This window comes from Coprococcus comes ATCC 27758, assembly GCF_025149785.1.
In the GTDB taxonomy this organism is placed as follows: Bacteria; Bacillota; Clostridia; order Lachnospirales; family Lachnospiraceae; genus Allocoprococcus; species Allocoprococcus comes.
Window position 1 is genome coordinate 1,228,489 of sequence record NZ_CP102277.1, and the last position, 19,883, is coordinate 1,248,371.

General features: G+C 44.3%; 16 protein-coding genes. 15 read left to right on the plus strand and 1 reads right to left on the minus strand.

Annotated elements, in window-relative coordinates; genetic code table 11:
• Nucleotides 1–5 precede the first annotated feature (5 nt).
• The 3 genes from NQ556_RS06045 (at nucleotide 6) to NQ556_RS06055 (ending at nucleotide 4,174) form a co-directional block, all read left to right on the plus strand.
• Complete coding sequence (locus NQ556_RS06045; protein WP_022220264.1) at nucleotides 6–1,697, plus strand: ATP-binding cassette domain-containing protein; 1,692 nt, start codon at nucleotides 6–8, stop codon at nucleotides 1,695–1,697.
• A complete protein-coding gene (locus tag NQ556_RS06050; protein ID WP_022220263.1) occupies nucleotides 1,687–3,405 on the plus strand; it encodes an ATP-binding cassette domain-containing protein in 1,719 nt (572 codons plus the stop codon). Before NQ556_RS06045 ends, NQ556_RS06050 begins: the two co-directional genes overlap by 11 nt.
• A 127-nt stretch (nucleotides 3,406–3,532) precedes the next feature.
• Nucleotides 3,533–4,174, plus strand: a complete 642-nt coding sequence (locus NQ556_RS06055; protein ID WP_008369334.1) for a type I phosphoribosyltransferase — start codon at nucleotides 3,533–3,535, stop codon at nucleotides 4,172–4,174.
• 149 nt (nucleotides 4,175–4,323) lie between these two features.
• Here the strand turns inward: NQ556_RS06055 and rpsT are convergent, their stop codons facing one another.
• Nucleotides 4,324–4,587, minus strand: a complete 264-nt coding sequence (rpsT, locus tag NQ556_RS06060) for a 30S ribosomal protein S20 (RefSeq protein ID WP_008369333.1) — start codon at nucleotides 4,585–4,587, stop codon at nucleotides 4,324–4,326.
• A gap of 193 nt (nucleotides 4,588–4,780) precedes the next feature.
• On the opposite strand from rpsT, the gene gpr reads away from it, so the two are divergent.
• From gpr to infB, 12 genes are all read left to right on the plus strand, one after another.
• A complete protein-coding gene (gpr, locus tag NQ556_RS06065; protein ID WP_008369332.1) occupies nucleotides 4,781–5,743 on the plus strand; it encodes a GPR endopeptidase in 963 nt (320 codons plus the stop codon).
• Nucleotides 5,744–5,862: 119 nt separating this feature from the next.
• Nucleotides 5,863–7,041 carry a stage II sporulation protein P gene (locus NQ556_RS06070; RefSeq protein ID WP_022220262.1) on the plus strand — a complete coding sequence of 393 codons (1,179 nt, stop codon included), beginning with the start codon at nucleotides 5,863–5,865 and terminating at the stop codon, nucleotides 7,039–7,041.
• Between the two features lie 228 nt (nucleotides 7,042–7,269).
• Nucleotides 7,270–9,189 carry a DNA gyrase/topoisomerase IV subunit B gene (locus NQ556_RS06075; RefSeq protein WP_022220261.1) on the plus strand — a complete coding sequence of 640 codons (1,920 nt, stop codon included), beginning with the start codon at nucleotides 7,270–7,272 and terminating at the stop codon, nucleotides 9,187–9,189.
• An 80-nt stretch (nucleotides 9,190–9,269) separates the two neighbouring features.
• Complete coding sequence (locus NQ556_RS06080; protein ID WP_008369323.1) at nucleotides 9,270–11,510, plus strand: DNA gyrase/topoisomerase IV subunit A; 2,241 nt, start codon at nucleotides 9,270–9,272, stop codon at nucleotides 11,508–11,510.
• Nucleotides 11,511–11,519: 9 nt separating this feature from the next.
• On the plus strand, nucleotides 11,520–13,271 hold the full coding sequence (locus NQ556_RS06085; protein WP_008369321.1) for a molecular chaperone HscC: 1,752 nt from the start codon (nucleotides 11,520–11,522) through the stop codon (nucleotides 13,269–13,271).
• Nucleotides 13,271–14,260: a DnaJ domain-containing protein gene (locus NQ556_RS06090; RefSeq protein ID WP_008369319.1), complete on the plus strand. Its 990-nt coding sequence runs from the start codon at nucleotides 13,271–13,273 to the stop codon at nucleotides 14,258–14,260. Before NQ556_RS06085 ends, NQ556_RS06090 begins: the two co-directional genes overlap by 1 nt.
• Before the next feature lie 12 nt (nucleotides 14,261–14,272).
• A complete protein-coding gene (locus NQ556_RS06095) occupies nucleotides 14,273–14,833 on the plus strand; it encodes a hypothetical protein (protein WP_008369317.1) in 561 nt (186 codons plus the stop codon).
• 129 nt (nucleotides 14,834–14,962) lie between these two features.
• Nucleotides 14,963–15,430: a ribosome maturation factor RimP gene (locus NQ556_RS06100; protein WP_008369315.1), complete on the plus strand. Its 468-nt coding sequence runs from the start codon at nucleotides 14,963–14,965 to the stop codon at nucleotides 15,428–15,430.
• Between the two features lie 19 nt (nucleotides 15,431–15,449).
• On the plus strand, nucleotides 15,450–16,631 hold the full coding sequence (gene nusA, locus NQ556_RS06105) for a transcription termination factor NusA (RefSeq protein WP_008369313.1): 1,182 nt from the start codon (nucleotides 15,450–15,452) through the stop codon (nucleotides 16,629–16,631).
• Between the two features lie 38 nt (nucleotides 16,632–16,669).
• Complete coding sequence (gene rnpM / locus NQ556_RS06110; RefSeq protein WP_008369311.1) at nucleotides 16,670–16,924, plus strand: RNase P modulator RnpM; 255 nt, start codon at nucleotides 16,670–16,672, stop codon at nucleotides 16,922–16,924.
• Nucleotides 16,917–17,225 carry a L7Ae/L30e/S12e/Gadd45 family ribosomal protein gene (locus NQ556_RS06115; RefSeq protein ID WP_008369309.1) on the plus strand — a complete coding sequence of 103 codons (309 nt, stop codon included), beginning with the start codon at nucleotides 16,917–16,919 and terminating at the stop codon, nucleotides 17,223–17,225. Before rnpM ends, NQ556_RS06115 begins: the two co-directional genes overlap by 8 nt.
• 27 nt (nucleotides 17,226–17,252) lie before the next feature.
• A complete protein-coding gene (gene infB / locus NQ556_RS06120) occupies nucleotides 17,253–19,880 on the plus strand; it encodes a translation initiation factor IF-2 (RefSeq protein ID WP_204575889.1) in 2,628 nt (875 codons plus the stop codon).
• Nucleotides 19,881–19,883: the final 3 nt, after the last annotated feature.

Here is a 19,883-nt window from a genome sequence, read left to right on the forward strand (position 1 = left end):
ATGAAATGAGAAACGAAAAAAAGTACAATAAAAGTATTTATTTTACAATGGTATTTGTACAGACAATAATACATCTTGTTGTTTTGTCTGAGATATTTTTAAAGCTTTTTTTAATTGACCATATTGTATATGATGCTTCTTCTAAAATTATTATAATGGATTTTATTTGGATCATTATATTGTTTTTACTAGAAAACATCTTACATATATTTAAACAGGCTGCGAAAATATGGATTACAAAACAATATAAAGACGTAATGCCGGAAAAGATTATGCATGTCTGTCAAAAACTTTCTCTTCAATTTTTAGAACAGCAAAATATACAGGAAATAATAAAACGATCCGATTCATATTTTGAAAAATCATTGGAATATACGGATGCATTAGTCAGTTGGCTCAGACTTGTTTTGTCTTCTATCGTTTTAGTCTGGTTTATGAGAAATACTTCATTTTTCGCAATACTTGTTATGAGCATACTCGTTTTAGTTGCTTTTGTGATTAATTTACGGACAACAAAAAATACCTTTGGTTTTTGGAAACGATATATGGAGACAGCACGTCGGTTTAATTATCTTTCTGATTTACAAATTAAACGGGAATATGCTTATGAGCGCCGGATTTATGACACATCGAAGGCTATGGATGAACGATTTTCAAAAGAATTTGATCAGGCTGCCAGGATAAATCGAAAGAGTGGTCATACTCGGTTTCGTGGACAAATATTGCTCGAGAGTATTTTGATAGGAATTACAGTTTTTGTAATGTTTTATTTTGCTTTGCCGAATACAATGGAGTCGATTACACTCGGAACTTATACCGCAATCACGGAAACCATTGCAAGAATGCTAGAGGAACTTTCACGGTGTGCAGAAAGCGTATTTCCAATTCGGGAGTTTCATGGTCTTCGCACAGAATTAATCCGATTTGTAGAAAATGATTTTTTGGAAAAAGGGTCAGCGAATAACTTCAGGGCAGAATCACCCAGAGAAAATGTATTGTCTTTGGACAATTTACAGTTTCGTTATTATGAAAATAATGAAGATACTTTGAAAGGGATCTGCTTTACTTTTGAAAAGGGAAAACACTATGGTCTTGTTGGAGTAAATGGGGCTGGAAAGACGACACTTGCAAAACTGTTGCTTGATCTTTATAAACCGACAAATGGCAGAATCTATGATGGAACTGAGAAAAAGACAGCGCTATTTCAGGATTTTCAGGTTTATCCGGTAACTGTAAGGGAATATCTTTTGATGGGAAATGATTCGAATCTTTCGAATGCCAGAGTGTCAGAGGTACTGGACATGCTAGAATGTTCAAATCTGAAGCAGGGGCTTGACACACCACTTACACTTTTGACAGAAGAAGGAACATTACTTTCAAAAGGACAATTGCAAAGACTGGCAATTGCCAGAGCTTTTCTTTCGGAGGCAGATTTCATTCTTTTGGATGAACCGACAGCCAGTCTTGATCCTATTTCTGAACGGGAAGTATATAGATTGAGTGAACATATATTTCAAGAAAAGACAACGTTATTTATCACGCACCGTCTCGGCGCTGTCAGTCAGATGGATGAAATTCTTGTATTGGATCATGGTCAGTTGGTAGAGCATGGGTGTCATGAAGAACTGATGCGCAAAAATGGAGTTTATCGAAAACTTTATCAAACACAGAAGGAGATGTATGTGGATGAAATTTAACTGTAAGCATACGGTTGTGGCGAAATGTCTCAAACTGGGTGCAGAAATGATGCCAAAACATTTTGCAGGGATGATATTCGTCCACCTATTTCTGGCTGTACTTCCAGTATTTGGCATTCAGATCAGTCGCCGAATCTATCAGCTTGCCGAAAAGTCTGTATTGTCAGACTATCAGGTATTAACATTGCTTCTTCCGGTTTTGCTCTATGGAGCGTATTTGTTTCTGATGAAAAGCTACACCATTTACTATGAGCGTGTGATTGTTCAGTTCGGAGGATTGCTGGAATTTGAGAAGAAAACAAAATTGATACTTCATGAAAAATGTGGAAAAATTGCGATGCGTTATTATGAGATGCCGTCCTTCTATAACAGACTATGGGAAGCGAAAGTTGCAAGTATCAATGTATATCGGGTAGTCGAATGCGTGATTACTTTATCTGGTGCGGTGCTGTCAATTGTTCTTCTTTCTGGATATGCATCTATTATCCATTCGTCTTTTTTTCTTCTTATTGTACTGGCTGCCATTCCAGCACTTTTTGGAAATGTCAGTGAAGCAATTTTAAAAAGTCGCAGGCGTACACAATTAGCGGCTCTTGCAAAAGAAGAAAAGGACCGAAAAGAATGTACAACTGATATCCGCTACACAAAAGAGCGGATTGTATATGAAAGCAGTGATTTTCTTATTCAGAAATGGAAAACTTCTTCCAGAAAACTGCGTGAAAAAGAATATGAAGTGGAAATGCAGGTGTTAAAGATTCGTACTTTTTTGATGTTTTTAAATGTTGCTGCAACAGCAGGTGTCTATGTACTGGCCGGCTATTTGTTTTTCCAGAGAAAAATTGATTATCCAGCGTTCATGGTAGCAGTTTCTGCAACATTTCAGCTTCAGAATCAGTATGCACAGTTGTTTTCAGACTTGGGAGCTTTTTCGCAGTTTTGTCTAATGGTAAAACCATTTTTCCTGTTTCTGGATACAGAGAACGAAACACAAAGAATCGCATCAACGGGTAAAATTGCATTCCATCATGCAGGATTTACGTACCCGACGGGAAAAGAACCGGTGCTTCATAATTTGAATTTTACAATACATGCCGGAGAGAAAATCGCTATAGTGGGGGTGAATGGTGCTGGGAAAACAACGCTTTCTAAATTACTGGCAGGATTACTGGTAGTTACAGAAGGGAAAAATGAAGGTGTTCTCGCTGATACACCTTCTGTTATGTTTCAGGAATATCAGCAATATGCATTAACGTTGCTGGAAAATCTTGCTCCCCAGGAATTGGAATTAAAAAATCCAGTACTTGCAGAAGAGCTTCTTACAGAACTAAACCTCAGTCAGATTGCAAAAAATGAAATTCTTGGACGGGAGTTTGGAAAAGTAGATTTGTCGGGAGGGCAATGGCAGAAATTGGCGATGGCGAGAGCATTTTACCACGGAGGGACTTTCTTTTTATTGGACGAACCTACATCAGCCATTGATCCGCTATATGAAAAAGAATTAAATGATCTTATTTTCAGACGTATAGGAAATGACAGTACGCTTATCATTATTTCACATCGTCTTAGTATTGCAAAAATGGCTGACCGGGTACTGGTGCTGGATCATGGTACAATAGCAGAGCAGGGAAAACATGAAGAATTGTTAGCAAATTCAGATTCACTTTATCAAAAACTATGGAATGCACAACTAAGTTGGTACGGAGAATAGATTAGAAAAATTTTTAACTTGTTTCCTTTTCAAAACCTCACGAAATATACATATTGCACAACCCATCCATCTGTGCTATACTAAAACCAGTCAAAACCACCAAAACAACTTAAAGGAGGAACTAGAAATGGATGAAAGACTGGAAGACCTTCGCTCCGCTAAAAACCCAAAGGCGCGAATTAAAATTTTAAAAGGACACTTTGCAACAAGTCATTCCCACATCAACACCTACATCGACATGTCAACGGTCAAATCCCGTCACAACAACGCCCGTGAAACTGCAAAAGTTCTTGCAGCAGCTTACCTTTCTAACACAACGGTAGATACCATCGTTTGCATGGAAGAGACAGAAGTGATCGGAACCTTCCTTGCCGAGCAGCTTGCCGATGAGAACCAGTACTCACTCAGCAAAGGAAACAACATTTCCATTATTACCCCGGAGATGTATCAGGACGGACAGATCCTGTTCCGTGACAACAAACAGAGAATGGTTGAGAACAAACAGGTTCTGATCCTTGCAGCGTCCATCACAACCGGTAAATCTGTCAAACAAGCAATCGAGTCTGTTCTCTACTACGGTGGAAGAGTCTGCGGAATCAGCGCAATTTTCAGTTCAGTCAACAAGATTGCAGGAATGGAAGTCAATACGATCTTCACAAGCAGTGATCTTCCACATTACAGAGCATATTCTCCGGAAGATTGCCCGAAGTGCAGAGAAGGACAGCGGATCGAAGCTATCGTGAACAGCTACGGTTATTCTAAATTATAAGAGAAAATCATAAGACAAAAAAAGTCTGTACCGAATACAAGCAGTATTTCAGTACAGACTCTTTTTTGAAAGATTTATGAAAACAAAAAAGACAGCCACTGACGGGATGGCTGCCTTTTTATCATTCATTATTTATCTCGAAACCAAAATTAAGCAATTTCGTTAACAGCTTTTGTTAAACGAGAGATCTTTCTTGCGCAAGTATTTTTGTGGTAAACACCCTTGCTTCCTGCTTTGTTGATTACAGAGATTGCTTCTTTTAATGCAACCTTTGCAGCTTCAACGTCTTTCTTTTCAACAGCAGTTTCAACTTTTTTTACATAAGTTTTCACTTTAGATTTGATTGCTTTATTTCTAGCTGTCTTTGTCTCAGTTACTAAAATTCTCTTTTTTGCGGATTTAATATTAGCCATTTCCGACACCTCCAAATTATCATTTCATAAATTATATAATCATAATATTGAATTCGACGAAAAGTGACACGGAACATCCGTCGAACACACTTATTTATTTTAGGCGAAGAAAGATTGCTTGTCAATACATAATTCCAATTTTTTGCGAAAAACTAAGTGAATAAGACAGAAAATACAGAAATGGGAGAGGACTATGGTTGAAAAGTATAATATCAGGACGGATCTGGCGCTGGAAGAGAAGGAACGGTTTGAATCTGACCATGTTGAGGTTCAGGGTGTGATCTTGACGGAAGAGTATGATGAGGAAAATGAGATCCGCATCACGACCGTGAGGATTGAGACCGAAAACGGAGCAAAAGTGATGGGGAAACCGGTTGGCAGCTATATCACGATCGAGGCACCGGAAATGGCAGCTCCCGATGAAGGATATCATGAGGAGATTTCACAGCAGCTCCGGAAATTCATTGGAGAACTGCTTCCTAAAAGAAAGATGGAAAAGATCCTGGTGGTCGGTCTTGGCAACCGGCAGGTGACACCGGATGCACTTGGTCCTTATGTGGTAGACAACCTGCATATCACAAGGCATATCATTGAGGAGTACGGAAAGTATGCAACAGGGGAAGATGAGGTCTGGTCGGTCAGCGCGATCGTGCCGGGGGTTATGGGGCAGACCGGAATGGAGACTGTGGAGGTGATCCGGGGGGTGGTGGCAGAGACAAAACCGGATATCCTTCTGGTGATCGATGCGTTGGCAGCGAGAAATTCAAAAAGGCTGAACCGGACGATCCAGATTGCGGATACGGGAATCAATCCGGGATCCGGGGTGGGAAATCACCGAAATGCAATCACGGAAAAGACAGTCGGGATCCCGGTGATTGCAATCGGTGTGCCGACTGTAGTGGATGCGGCAACCATTGTAGGCGATACGATGGATAATCTGCTCAGTGCAGTGGAAGTATCTGAATCTTTAAAAGGCATGGCAAGTGTGATCAAAGGATACAGTCCGGCAGAAAAATATGAGCTGATCAAAGAACTGATCGCGCCACATTTAAATGGAATGTTTGTAACACCAAAAGATATTGATGAGACCGTCAGGCGAATCAGTTATACGATTTCGGAGGCACTGAATATGCTTTTTGCAGCTTCAGCGACATAATCAGGCAGTGAGCTGCATATATTATGTCAATATGACACAAAAGGTCCGGGGCAGGATCCAGTCTGGAAAGATATGGTTTTGCTACAGTGATCTTCAGAAACTGGCAGGGAGGCGCGCAGATGAAAAAAGAACAGAGAATTTGTGTGCTTCTTGCCATTATGATTTTGGGAATCTGGGGACTGGAAGCAAAAAGCAGCGGTTCACTGATCCCGAAGTCCTGGAAGATCAGAATGATCCAGAGCGTTCAGGAGAATGCGGAGCGGCTTTATATGCCGGGAGTTACATATACGGAAAAAAAACAAGGGGAAATCCGGGTGACGGAGGCTGTTGTCCACATGGCATCTGCCCTGATTCCTCTTGGCAATTATGTGACTGAACGGGAGGCGGCAGAGCTTCTGACAGAAGATGAGGCTACCTATGCGATTCTTGCAAAAAAGCAGGCAGAAGAAGAAAATTCGGTGGATGAAAATGGACAGCTTATCGGGAAAGACAAAAGTGAAGAGACAAGGCAGGCGTCCGTACCGACGATGGATCTTTCGATGGAGCGGCTAAATGATTTTGAATATCTTGTGAGCAATTTTTATACGGTGGACAGCGTGACTTATATCAATCCTTCGGAGTTGAACGCTTCGGAGCTGCTTGGAAAGGATTTGAGGATCGATCTGAGTACGGGCGGTTCGAAAATCCTGATCTATCACACCCATTCCCAGGAGACATTTGCAGATTCGGACAATGATCCGTCCACCTCAATTGTAGGGATCGGGCGTTATCTGACGGAGATTTTAAATAACAAATACAAGATTCCGACCATGCATCATGAGGGTGTATATGATCTGATCAATGGGAAACTGGATCGGAGCGAGGCCTATGAATTTGCCAAACCTGAGGTGGAACAGATCCTTGCGGAAAATCCGAGTATCGAAGTGGTGATCGATCTGCATAGAGACGGCGTGGCGGATACTACGCATCTGGTGACAGAGATAAATGGGAAACCGACGGCACAGATCATGTTTTTTAACGGACTTAGCCGGACGCGGGTAAACGGAGACCTTGCCGGAATGGCCAATCCATATTTGCAGGATAATCTTGCATTTTCCCTGCAGATGAAGATTGCGGCAGAAACAAAATATCCGGGATTTGCAAGGAGAAACTATCTTCGCGGCTATAAATACAATATGGATCTGATGCCGCGGATGCTTCTTATTGAGGCGGGCGCGCAGACCAACACGGTAGAGGAAATGCGAAATGCCATGGAGGTGCTGGCAGACCTTTTAAATAGTGTGCTGACCGGACGATAGAGGGAGGATTCTTATGACAGAATGGAAACTACAGAAGTTTAACGATATAAAATATGTTATAATGGCGGGGGAGGTCAATTTGGCTTGACAAGAGGATTGAAATTGAGATAGAATTTTTCTTACTGAATTGAAGAAACAGATCAGGGAATCCGGGAAATTGTAAGGAGGCTGCTGCCGCAGGATTTTACCTGGATATTTTAGGATAGATCATAAGAGGAGAGGAAGAAAATGGCAAAAAAGACTACATATGATGCGGAGAGTATTACCATTCTGGAAGGACTGGAAGCCGTCCGGAAAAGACCGGGAATGTATATTGGAAGCGTCAGTACCAAGGGGCTTAACCACCTGGTGTACGAAATTGTAGATAATGCGGTAGATGAGCATCTGGCAGGATTTTGTTCACAGATAGAGGTGACACTGGAAAAGGACGGTTCTGCAACGGTAACAGATAATGGACGCGGTGTGCCGGTAGGTATGCATGCAAAAGGAGTATCGGCGGCCAGAATCGTATATACCACCCTACATGCGGGAGGTAAGTTCGATGATTCGGCATACAAGACAAGTGGCGGTCTGCACGGAGTAGGTTCTTCGGTTGTTAATGCACTATCTACTTATATGGATGTAAAGATCAGCCGTGACGGTGCGGTCCACCACGACCGTTATGAGAGAGGAATTCCGGTGGTAGAACTGGAGGATGGGCTTCTTCCGGTGATCGGAAAGACCAAAAAGACCGGAACCTGTGTCAATTTTCTTCCGGATCCGACAATTTTCGAGAAGACGAGATTTAAAGAGGAAGAGATCAAGAGCCGACTGCATGAGACAGCCTACCTGAATCCGGAACTGACGATTATATTTACAGATAAAAGAAAGACACAGGAAGAGAGGATCGAGTATCATGAACCGGATGGGATCATTGGATTTATCAAGGATCTGAATTCCAAAAAAGAAGTGATCCACGATCCGGTTTACTATAAAGGAGAAGCAGAAGGTATCGAAGTGGAAGTTGCATTCCAGTATGTGAATGAATTTCATGAAAATGTACTAGGTTTCTGCAACAATATTTATAATGCGGAAGGGGGAACCCATCTGACCGGGTTCAAGACGACATTTACGACGATCATGAACCAGTATGCCCGTGAAATTGGTGTGTTAAAGGATAAGGATGCCAACTTTACCGGTGCGGATGTACGGAACGGAATGACGGCGATCGTATCGATCAAGCACCCGGATCCGAGATTTGAGGGACAGACCAAGACAAAGCTGGACAACCAGGATGCGGCAAAAGCGACCGGAAAGGTGACCAGTGATGAGATCCCGCGTTTCTTTGACCGGAATCTGGAGACACTGAAAAAGGTTCTTTCCTGTGCGGAAAAAGCAGCAAAGATCCGTAAGACCGAGGAAAAGGCAAAGACGAATCTTCTGACCAGGCAGAAATATTCTTTTGACAGTAACGGTAAGCTTGCCAACTGTGAGAGCAGGGATGCATCCAAATGTGAAATCTTCATCGTTGAGGGAGATTCTGCGGGAGGAAGCGCAAAGACTGCCCGCGACAGAATGTATCAGGCAATCCTGCCGATCCGTGGAAAGATCCTGAACGTGGAAAAAGCAAGCATCGATAAGGTTCTGGCAAATGCCGAGATCAAGACCATGATCAATGCATTCGGATGTGGATTTTCAGAGGGATACGGTAATGACTTTGATATCACAAAGCTGCGGTATGACAAGATTATCATCATGGCGGATGCGGATGTGGATGGAGCGCATATTTCCACACTGTTGCTGACCTTATTCTACCGGTTTATGCCGGAACTGATATACGAAGGTCATGTCTACGTGGCAATGCCGCCGCTTTATAAGGCAATGCCGAAAAAGGGAGAAGAAGAGTACCTTTACGATGATAAGGCACTGGAGAGATATAGAAAGACACATTCCGACTTTACCCTGCAGCGATACAAAGGTCTGGGTGAAATGGATGCAGAGCAGCTCTGGGAGACAACCCTCAACCCGGAAACTCGAATGATGAAACGGATCGAGATCGAGGATGCACGTATGGCATCCGGTGTAACAGAGATGCTGATGGGAACAGAAGTTCCGCCGCGCCGCGCATTTATTTATGAAAATGCGACAGAGGCAGAACTGGATATTTAAAAACAGATCGGAAAGGCATGGATTTTCAAAAGGGGAAAGTCTGTGCATCAGAAAACATAAACTAGAAGAGGTAAGAGAAAATGGAAGAGTCACAGATCATCCGGACGGAATATTCGGAGCTGATGAAAAAATCATATATTGACTATGCCATGAGTGTTATCATTTCCAGAGCCCTCCCGGATGTCAGGGATGGTTTGAAACCGGTACAGAGAAGAACACTCTATGACATGTATGAGCTGGGAATCCGTTATGACAGACCATACCGTAAATGCGCGCGTATTGTCGGGGATACCATGGGTAAATATCATCCACATGGAGACAGCTCGATCTATGAAGCGTTGGTTGTTATGGCACAGGAATTCAAAAAAGGAATGATCCTGGTAGATGGTCATGGAAACTTCGGCTCCATTGAAGGAGACGGGGCTGCAGCCATGCGTTATACTGAAGCAAGACTGGCGAAAATCACACAGGAGGCATATCTTGCCGATCTGGACAAAGATATCATTGATTTTGTACCGAATTTTGATGAGACAGAAAAAGAGCCGGCAGTTCTTCCGGTAAGAATTCCGAACCTTCTGCTGAACGGTGCGGAAGGAATCGCAGTTGGTATGGCAACCAGTATTCCGACACATAACCTGGGTGAGATTGTGGATGCGGTTAAGGCATACATGAAGAACAATGACATCACGACAAAACAGCTGATGAAGTACATCAAAGGACCGGATTTCCCGACAGGCGGGATCGTCGTCAATAAAGATGATCTGGCAGAAATTTATGAGACTGGAACCGGAAAGATCAAGATTCGTGGAAAAGTAGATGTGGAAGAGATAAAAGGCGGACGGAAGAAGATCGTCATTTCCGAAATCCCGTACACCATGATCGGAGCCGGAATCGGTAAATTTCTGAACGATGTCTGCAATCTGGTGGAGACAAAGAAGACCAGTGACATCGTAGACATTTCCAATCAGTCTTCCAAGGAAGGAATCCGTATTGTAATTGAAGTGAAGCGCGATGCAGATGTGGACAATCTGATCAACATGCTTTATAAAAAGACCAGACTGGAGGATACCTTTGGTGTCAATATGCTTGCGGTAGCCGATGGCAGACCGGAAGTACTGGGACTCAAACGTATCATCGAACATCATGTAGATTTCCAGTTTGAACTTGCAACCAGAAAATACAAGACGCTGCTGAAAAAAGAGCAGGATAAAAAAGAAATCCAGGAGGGTCTGATCAAGGCGTGTGACGTGATCGACCTGATCATTGAGATCCTGCGTGGAAGCTCGTCCATCAGGGATGCAAAAGAATGTCTGACAACAGGTGCGACAGAGAAGATCAAGTTTAAGTCGAAAAGATCTGAGAAGATGGCATCCATGCTCCGGTTTACCGACCGGCAGGCACAGGCAATTCTGGAGATGCGTCTGTACAAGCTGATCGGTCTGGAAATCGAGGCGCTGATGAAGGAGCATGAGACAACGCTTGCAAATATTGCAAAATATGAGGATATTCTGAATAATTATGATTCTATGGCGCAGGTGATCATTGATGATCTGGATGCGCTGAAAAAAGAATATGCCGTGAAGCGTAAAACGAAGATCGAGAATGCAGAAGAAGCTGTGTTTGAGGAAAATAAAGTACAGGAGCAGGAGGTTGTCCTTCTGATGGACCGCTTTGGTTATGCAAAGACGGTGGATGGATCTGTCTATGAACGTAACCGGGAAGCGGCAGATAAGGAGAATAAGTATATTCTGCGCTGCATGAATACCGGCAAGTTGTGTCTTTTTACATCGGATGGTAAGATGCATCAGATCAAAGTGATGGATCTCCCTTATGGAAAGTTCAGGGACAAAGGATTTCCAATCGACAATGTAAGTAATTTTGACAGTACAAAAGAAGAAATCGTATATCTGTGTGATGACAGAGAACTCTTTTTCTCAAAATTCCTGTTTGTCACGAAGCAGGGAATGATCAAAAAGGTGGCAGGAAGTGAATTCCAGGTAACTAAGCGGACAATCGCGGCAACGAAACTGCAGGATGAAGATGCACTGGTAAGTATCCGGCCGATCCGGGATGTGCAGGATGTAGTTCTGATGACGGAGAATGGATTTGTGCTCCGTTTCCCGGCGGAAGAAGTTTCGGAGAAGAAAAAGGGTGCAGTTGGTGTGCGCGGTATGAAATTACAGAAAAATGACAGCGTGGAAGAGGTATATCTGTTTGAAGAAGGAACGGAGAGCAAGGTGATCTTCCATGAAAAAGAAGTGACACTGAACCGTTTGAAACGGGCGAAAAGAGATGGAACAGGAACACGAATGAGAAAGTAGGTCGGTCATATGGCAACGGTAGGAATTGATCTTGGAACAACAAACAGTCTGGTAAGCGTGTGGCAGGATGATAAATGCACGTTGATTCCAAATAATCTGGGAGAATATTTAACACCGTCGGTAGTAGGAATTGATGAGAACGGTGAGATGCTGGTAGGGAGAACGGCGAAAGAGCGTCTGATCTCCCATCCGGAAAATACAGTGGCAAGTTTCAAGCGTTTTATGGGGACGGAGAAGACATTTATGCTTGGAAACAGGCGGTTTACAGCGGCAGATCTGTCGTCCATGGTCCTGCGTCAGCTGAAAGAAGATGCGGAAAAATACCTGGGTGAGCCGGTTGAAGAGGCAGTCATCAGTGTTCCGGCGTATTTTAATGATTTTCAGAGAAATGCGACGAAGATGGCAGGAGAGCTTGCCGGACTTACTGTGGAGCGTCTGGTCAATGAGCCGTCGGCGGCAGCACTTGCCTATCGCTTTGGAAAGACTAAGGAGGATCAGACCTTTCTGGTGTTTGATTTTGGCGGAGGAACTCTGGATATCTCGATCGTAGATGCATTTGACAGTGTGATCGAGATTGTGGCAGTTGCCGGAGACAATCATCTCGGTGGGGATGATGTGAACCGTGCAATTGCGGAAAAATTCCTAAGTGTCAATCGGATTGATGAAGGAAAGATCACTAATGAAGAAAGAGCCAGCCTGATCCGGGAGAGTGAGAAGCTGAAACGTACACTGACTGATGCGCCGGAGGGCGAGATGGAGGTTGTGATCGGCGGACAGATTTACCAGATGAAACTGGATGCGAAAGGACTTCTGGAGGTGTCTGCAAAGCTGCTGGAAGGAATCGGGATTCCGCTGAAACGGGCGATGAACGACAGTGGTTATGGATGGGAGGATATTGACGAGATCATTATGATCGGTGGATCCGGTAAGATGAAGATCGTGCAGAATTATCTGCAGTTTTTGAGCGGCAAAAGACCGCGGTGTGAGATCGATCCGGATGTTGCGGTTGCGGTCGGCGCCGGAATGTATGCCGGGATTAAGGAGCGGCAGCAGGCAGTGCGGGATGTACTTCTTACAGATATATGTCCGTTTACACTCGGAACCGAGATCATTCACGGGGATCCGAAAGGACCGGCGATCATGTCTCCGATCATTGAGCGAAATTCGGTTCTTCCGATCAGCCGGGTGGAGCGATACTGGACGGTACATCAGTTCCAGGAATACTGTGATATCACGATTTTACAGGGCGAGCACCGATATGCAGACCAGAATCTGGAGCTCGGGCGTATCCGTGTGCCGGTGCCGCTGGCAAGAAGAGAGGATCAGAGGGAAGCGGTGGATGTCCGATTTACCTATGACATTAACGGAATTCTGGAAGTGGATGTGACCGTGGTGAGCACCAAGGAGCATTTCAGTAAGGTGATCGTCAACAAAGATATCCATCTGACACCAGAGCAGATTGAGGAAAGAAGAAAAGAGCTGCAGAAGATTAAGATCCATCCGAGAGAGCAGGAAAAGAACCGGCTTCTGCTGGAAAGAGGCGACCGTCTTTACGAAGAAAACACCGGAGAAATCCGAAAATATCTGGACAAGATCCTGGCAGATTTTTCAGTTGCATTAAATGCACAGGATCTGCGGACGATCGAGAAGGCGTATACAAGGACAAGTGAGCTTCTGGATATTGTGGAGAATACACCGAAGAGATCGGTGCCGGTCAAGATAGAAGCTTATCTGTATGATGAGTGGAGGAGGCAGCAGTGATGAATTGTTTTACGGTACTTGGGATTGAACCAACAACGGAAAAGAAAACGATAAAGCGGGCGTATGCGGCGAAGTCCCGGGAGTTCCACCCGGAAGAACACCCGGAGGAATTCCAGAGGATCCACGATGCCTATGAAGAGGCGCTTGCGTGGGCGGAGCGCAATGCGGGAAGAGAGGAAGAGCCACAGATACCTGAAGAGCCGCGGCGGATGGAGATGGGAGCAGCGGAGCAGGAAAAAGCAGCGGAATCTGAAACATGGAATTATGCAGAGCCGGAGAGAAACCCGGAAGAGGCTTACATGGAAAATCCTCAGAAAGAAGATGTACAGTCAGAAGAATCTTCTGCGCAGTATGAAGAACTTCCTGTGCATTCTGACGAAGATTCTGAGGAAAGTTTCCGGGAAGAAGAGGCAGGAGAGCCACCTGTACAGTTAGAGGAAGATTTCCAGACATGGGACGGTGACTGGACCCGTCAGTTCCAGAATATGGCGGATGCTTCTGAGCGACAAGGCGCGGATGACCGTGAGGTCCGGAAAATCATGGAGCAGTGCATCAGTCTGTATTTGAATGAAAAGGAACGGAATAAGCTGTATCACTGGAAGGATATTTTGGAGGAACCGGCGTATAGAGAATATTTCCGAACAAAAACCTTTGTGGAATCCTGGTATCATTTTCTGGATACCCACCGGATGTTTGATGCGGCGATCTGGCAGTATTTTCAGTGGATTGATGGAAAATTATTTTCAGCTCTTGAAGCAGATGTGATGCCGTTTGCCTATCCGACACAAGAAGAAATCGAAAGAATGCCGCGGCAGGAGACACCGGAACAGACGCAGGAGAGGCGAACACCGGAGCCTGGTCCGGCACTTCCAAAGGTGAAAAAGGAGAAATCCAAAGCGGTGAAGGTACTCTTATATCTTGCGGCGCTTGCGGGAACCGGGATCGGCGGAATGATCCTTGGAATTATAGCAGGTACGATATTAGGGTAAGGAGGACGGAAGATGAAAAAGAAAAAATCCGGAAAAAGAATTTTTGCAATCGTTCTTCTTGTTGTGATTGGAATTGGCGGTTTTTACTTTGGATATGATATCGGAAGAATGGATCACGATGAGGAGAGAATTCGGGCAGAGCTGAAAAAGACGACTGCTGATTCAGAAATATCCATCCGCCCGGTTGCAAAGGGTGGTACTGGAAAAACGGAGATCGAAATCCTGACAGAATGTCTGGAGGATGCGAAGGACAGCCTGGAGAATCTGGAAAAATATAATGAACAGCTGCAGGCACTCGATGGAAAGACACCGGATACAGAAACTGTTGTTTTGATACAGGATCTGGATGATAAGAACGAAAAAGCATATGAAGTACTGAAAGATCTTACGGAAGACCCGGCGGGATACATCGCAGAAAAAGCGGCGGCGCGTGGCGAAGGTGATGAAGTCTGGGCAGATGACTGGGCAGCAGATATCCAGGTTGTAAAATGGCTGAAGGAGAACGACGGAAAGCGTCTTTACAAAGAGAATCAGGCATATATTTTAAAAATCCTTGCATTTCAGGAAAAGTAGTGCTATACTGTATGCAGTTACATAAGAAATCTGGCAGAAGAGTGGACGAAAGTTCACTCTTCTTTTTGCCAGTCATACAACCAAAATCGGACAGATTTTTGGAGCCTGATTAAGAAAGGAAGTTGCAGATTGTCAAAAAAAGAAGTATATGAACAGAAAACAGAAGAGATTCTGAACCCAATCGTGGAAAAGCATGGATTTGATCTCTGGGATGTAGAATATGTAAAAGAGGGCGGAAACTGGTACTTGCGTGCTTATATTGATAAGCCGGGAGGAATTATGGTCGATGACTGTGAGGTTGTAAGCCGGGAACTTTCAGACATTCTGGATGAGAAGGATTTTATCGATGAAGCGTATATTCTGGAAGTGAGTTCGCCGGGACTTGGCAGACCGCTGAAGAAAGAAAAAGACTTTGCAAGAAGCCTGGGAGAAGAAGTAGAGGTTCGTACTTACCGGGCAATCGACAGACAGAAAGAGTTTATTGGAATCTTAAAAGATTATGATAAAGATACAGTTACCATTGAATATGAAGACGGCGAGACGATGACATTTGATAAAGCAGACATCGCACTGATCCGTCTGGCGTTCGATTTCTAGTGACAGGAGGAAGAAGGAAATGAATACCGAATTATTAGAAGCACTTACAATTCTTGAAGAGGAAAAAGATATCAGCAGAGATACTCTGATGGATGCCATTGAGAATTCACTGATCAATGCATGTAAGAATCATTTCGGAAAAGCAGACAATATCAAAGTAATTATGGATAAGGAGACATGCGATTACACTCTGATCCAGGAGAAGACCGTTGTAGAAGAAGTAGAGGACAAAGTAGAACAGATCAGTCTTGCAGATGCGAAGATGATCGATCCTTCTTATGAGATCGGTGACATCGTACAGATCCCGGTTGAGTCCAAATCTTTCGGACGTATCGCAACACAGAATGCAAAGAACCTGATTCTTCAGAAGATCCGCGAAGAAGAAAGAAAAGTTGTATATGATCAGTACTTTGAAAAAGAAAAAGATATCGTGACAGGTGTGGTTCAGAGATATATTGGCAAGAATGTCAGTGTAAACCTTGGAAAAGCAGATGCGATCCTTACTGAGAATGAGCAGGTAAAAGGTGAGAAATTCGAGCCGACAGAGCGTATCAAACTTTACGTTGTAGAGGTGAAGAACACGACAAAAGGACCAAAGATCCTTGTATCAAGAACACATCCGGAACTGGTTAAGCGTCTTTTTGAGGCGGAAGTAACCGAGGTGCGTGATGGTATTGTAGAGATCAAGAGCATTGCAAGAGAAGCAGGTTCCCGTACCAAGATCGCAGTATGGTCTAACGACCCGGATGTAGATCCGGTTGGAGCATGCGTTGGTATGAACGGTGCCAGAGTCGGAGCCGTTGTAAATGAACTCCGCGGTGAAAAGATTGATATCATCAACTGGAGTGATAACCCGGCAATCCTGATCGAGAATGCACTCAGCCCGGCGAAGGTTATTTCTGTAATGGCTGATCCGGATGAGAGAACAGCAAGTGTAATTGTACCGGATTACCAGCTTTCACTTGCAATCGGTAAAGAAGGTCAGAATGCACGTCTTGCAGCAAGACTGACCGGATATAAGATCGATATCAAGAACGAAACACAGGCGATCGAGTCTGGCGAACTTCCGGCAGATTATATGAATATGGCTGAGAATTATGAAGATGATTATCAGGAGGAAGAGTATTCAGACGAAGAATATTCTGCTGATGAAGAATCAGAGGAAGAAGTAGCAGATGATCTTGATCTGTATGAAGAATAGACAGAGGTGATTATTTGAGTACGACCAAAAAGATCCCGATGCGTAAATGCGTGGGATGTCAGGAAATGAAGAATAAAAAAGAAATGCTGCGTGTTCTGAAAACAGCAGAAGGCGAATTCATTCTGGACGCAACCGGACGTAAGAACGGGCGCGGGGCATATCTGTGCTTTTCCGGAAAATGTTTGCAGGAAGCAATAAAGAATAAAGGACTGGAACGTTCTTTCAAACAGGCGATACCAAAAGAGATATACGAAAATCTGGAAAAGGAGCTGGAGCAGCTTGAACATGAATAGAGCATTATCGATGATCAGTCTGGCGACCAAAGCCGGCAAGACAAAGAGCGGGGAATTCATGACAGAAAAAGAAGTCAAGGAAGGACGCGCGCATCTGGTGATTGTGGCAGACGACGCATCGGACAATACAAAAAAGAAATTTCAGAACATGTGTGATTTTTATAAAGTGCCAATATACTTTTTTGAAGATAAAGATACCCTGGGCCATGCGATGGGAAAAGAGTTCCGCGCTTCGCTTGCAGTAACAGATGCAGGGTTTGCAAAAGGAATCAGAAAACATCTGGATATGGAAGAAGGATAATAGGAACTGTATACAGGAGGTAGATTTATGGCAAAATTAAGAGTATATGAACTGGCAGAACAGATGAATAAGACAAACAAAGAAATACTCTCTATATTAAAAGATAAAGGAATTGAGGTGGCAAGTCATATGAGTACACTTTCAGATGAACAGATTGATGCAGTAAAAAGTGAAAAAACTTCTGAAGATACCCCGAAGAAGAAAAATATCGTTCAGGTTTTCAGACCGCAGAACTCACAGGGCGGCGGAAGAGGCCGTAATGGTCAGGGACGCCAGCAGGGCAGTCGAAACGGACAGCGCCCGCAAGGCAATGGAAATGGTCAGGGACGCCCACAGGGCAATGGAAACAGACAGGAACGCCCACAGAATGGTAACAGCCAGGGACGCCCGCAGGGAAATGGCCAGGGACGTCCGCAGAACGGAAACAGACAGGAACGCCCGCAGGGTAATGGAAATGGCCAGGGACGTCCGCAGAACGGAAACAGACAGGATCGTCCGCAGGGAGAAAACCGTGATAACAGACAGCGCAGAAATCCAAATGGGCCAAGAAACGGTCAGGATCAGAGACAGGGACGCCCGGGTGATGGAAGAAGAGATGGCGGATTCCAGAACCGCGGAGACAGAAGAGATAATCGAGATAACCGTGATAACAGAGACGGAAGAGAGATGCGTGATGGCGGACGCCGTGACGACAGAAGAAAATCCAGCCCGTCTATTCCGGCACCTGCAATCGCAGAACAGAAACCAAGCCGCAATAAACCAAAAGATGCGCACAAGAAGAAAGAATATAACAGAAATGAAGAGAACGAAGACAGACTGCAGAAAGGCAAAAAGGGCAAAAACAATAACGCTCAGCCGAAAATGGTAAAACCACAGCCAAAGAAAGAGGTTGTGGAGGAGCAGATCAAGCAGATCACAATTCCGGAAGTACTTACAATCCAGGAACTTGCAGATGCAATGAAGATCCAGCCATCTGTAATCGTTAAGAAACTCTTCATGCAGGGCAAGATTGTAACAGTCAACCAGGAAATTGATTACGAGACAGCTGAAGAAATCGCTCTGGAATTCGATGTGCTCTGTGAAAAAGAAGAAGTAGTCGATGTGATCGAAGAACTTCTGAAAGAAGACGAAGAAGACGAAAAGAAAATGAAGAAACGTCCGCCGGTAGTCTGCGTTATGGGACACGTTGACCACGGTAAAACCTCTCTTCTTGACAAGATCCGTGATACCCATGTCATCGCAGGAGAAGCAGGTGGAATCACACAGCATATCGGTGCTTCAGTTGTGGAAATCAACGGTGAGAAAATCACCTTCCTCGATACACCGGGACATGAAGCATTTACCGCAATGCGTATGCGTGGTGCAAATTCTACCGATATTGCAATCCTGGTTGTTGCAGCAGATGACGGTGTCATGCCGCAGACTGTAGAAGCGATCAACCATGCAAAGGCAGCAGGGATCGAGATCGTAGTTGCGATCAACAAGATCGACAAGCCAAGTGCCAATATCGACCGTGTAAAACAGGAACTGACCGAATATGAACTGATTCCGGAAGACTGGGGCGGAAGCACCATCTGTGTACCGGTATCTGCTCATACAGGAGAAGGAATCAAAGAGCTTCTGGAAATGGTTCTTCTTACCGCAGAAGTGATGGAACTGAAAGCAAATCCGAACCGCCGCGCAAGAGGTCTTGTAATTGAGGCTGAGCTTGACAAAGGAAAAGGACCGGTTGCAACCGTTCTTGTACAGAAGGGTACACTCCGTGTCGGAGATCCGATCGCAGCAGGTTCTGCATATGGTAAAGTACGTGCCATGATGGATGACCAGGGACGCCGTGTAAAAGAAGCAGGTCCTTCTATGCCGGTTGAGATCCTCGGTCTTAATGATGTGCCGAATGCAGGTGAAGTATTTGTTGGCTGCAAGAATGATAAAGATGCAAGAAGCTTTGCAGAGACGTTCATCAGTCAGAACAAGATCAAGAAACTGGAAGAAACCAAGTCCAAGATGTCTCTGGATGATCTGTTCAACCAGATCCAGGAAGGCAACTTAAAAGAACTTGGAATCGTTGTAAAAGCAGACGTACAGGGATCTGTAGAAGCGATCAAGCAGAGCCTTGTCAAACTTTCCAATGAAGAAGTCGTTGTCAAGATCATCCATGGTGGTGTTGGTGCGATCAATGAATCTGACGTTACGCTTGCAGCAGCATCCAATGCGATCATTATCGGATTCAATGTACGTCCGGACGCAACTGCAAAGGAAACGGCAGAACGTGAAGGCGTTGATGTGAGACTGTACCGTGTCATCTACAATGCGATCGAAGACGTTGAATCAGCCATGAAGGGTATGCTTGAGCCTGTATTTGAAGAAAAGGTACTTGGCCATGCCGAAGTACGTCAGACATTCAAGGCTTCCGGAGTCGGAACAATTGCAGGATCTTATGTCCTTGACGGTACATTTGAACGTGACTGCCAGGCAAGAATCGTTCGTGACGGCGTTGTGATCTATGATGGAAAGCTTGCTTCATTAAAGCGTTTCAAAGATGATGTGAAGGAAGTTAAAGCCGGATATGAATGTGGTTTCGTATTTGAACGTTTCAACGATGTCAAAGAAGGAGACCAGGTAGAAGCATTCAAGATGGTGGAAGTTCCTAGATAAAGA

What these genes read in the sequence shown, in the direction of transcription:
- NQ556_RS06045 (WP_022220264.1), top strand. Translation starts at nt 6, where the DNA reads ATGAGAAACGAAAAAAAGTACAATAAAAGTATTTATTTTACAATGGTA.
- NQ556_RS06050 (WP_022220263.1), top strand. Translation starts at nt 1,687, where the DNA reads ATGAAATTTAACTGTAAGCATACGGTTGTGGCGAAATGTCTCAAACTG.
- NQ556_RS06055 (WP_008369334.1), top strand. Translation starts at nt 3,533, where the DNA reads ATGGATGAAAGACTGGAAGACCTTCGCTCCGCTAAAAACCCAAAGGCG.
- rpsT (WP_008369333.1), bottom strand. Translation starts at nt 4,587, where the DNA reads ATGGCTAATATTAAATCCGCAAAAAAGAGAATTTTAGTAACTGAGACA.
- gpr (WP_008369332.1), top strand. Translation starts at nt 4,781, where the DNA reads ATGGTTGAAAAGTATAATATCAGGACGGATCTGGCGCTGGAAGAGAAG.
- NQ556_RS06070 (WP_022220262.1), top strand. Translation starts at nt 5,863, where the DNA reads ATGAAAAAAGAACAGAGAATTTGTGTGCTTCTTGCCATTATGATTTTG.
- NQ556_RS06075 (WP_022220261.1), top strand. Translation starts at nt 7,270, where the DNA reads ATGGCAAAAAAGACTACATATGATGCGGAGAGTATTACCATTCTGGAA.
- NQ556_RS06080 (WP_008369323.1), top strand. Translation starts at nt 9,270, where the DNA reads ATGGAAGAGTCACAGATCATCCGGACGGAATATTCGGAGCTGATGAAA.
- NQ556_RS06085 (WP_008369321.1), top strand. Translation starts at nt 11,520, where the DNA reads ATGGCAACGGTAGGAATTGATCTTGGAACAACAAACAGTCTGGTAAGC.
- NQ556_RS06090 (WP_008369319.1), top strand. Translation starts at nt 13,271, where the DNA reads ATGAATTGTTTTACGGTACTTGGGATTGAACCAACAACGGAAAAGAAA.
- NQ556_RS06095 (WP_008369317.1), top strand. Translation starts at nt 14,273, where the DNA reads ATGAAAAAGAAAAAATCCGGAAAAAGAATTTTTGCAATCGTTCTTCTT.
- nusA (WP_008369313.1), top strand. Translation starts at nt 15,450, where the DNA reads ATGAATACCGAATTATTAGAAGCACTTACAATTCTTGAAGAGGAAAAA.
- rnpM (WP_008369311.1), top strand. Translation starts at nt 16,670, where the DNA reads ATGCGTAAATGCGTGGGATGTCAGGAAATGAAGAATAAAAAAGAAATG.
- NQ556_RS06115 (WP_008369309.1), top strand. Translation starts at nt 16,917, where the DNA reads ATGAATAGAGCATTATCGATGATCAGTCTGGCGACCAAAGCCGGCAAG.
- infB (WP_204575889.1), top strand. Translation starts at nt 17,253, where the DNA reads ATGGCAAAATTAAGAGTATATGAACTGGCAGAACAGATGAATAAGACA.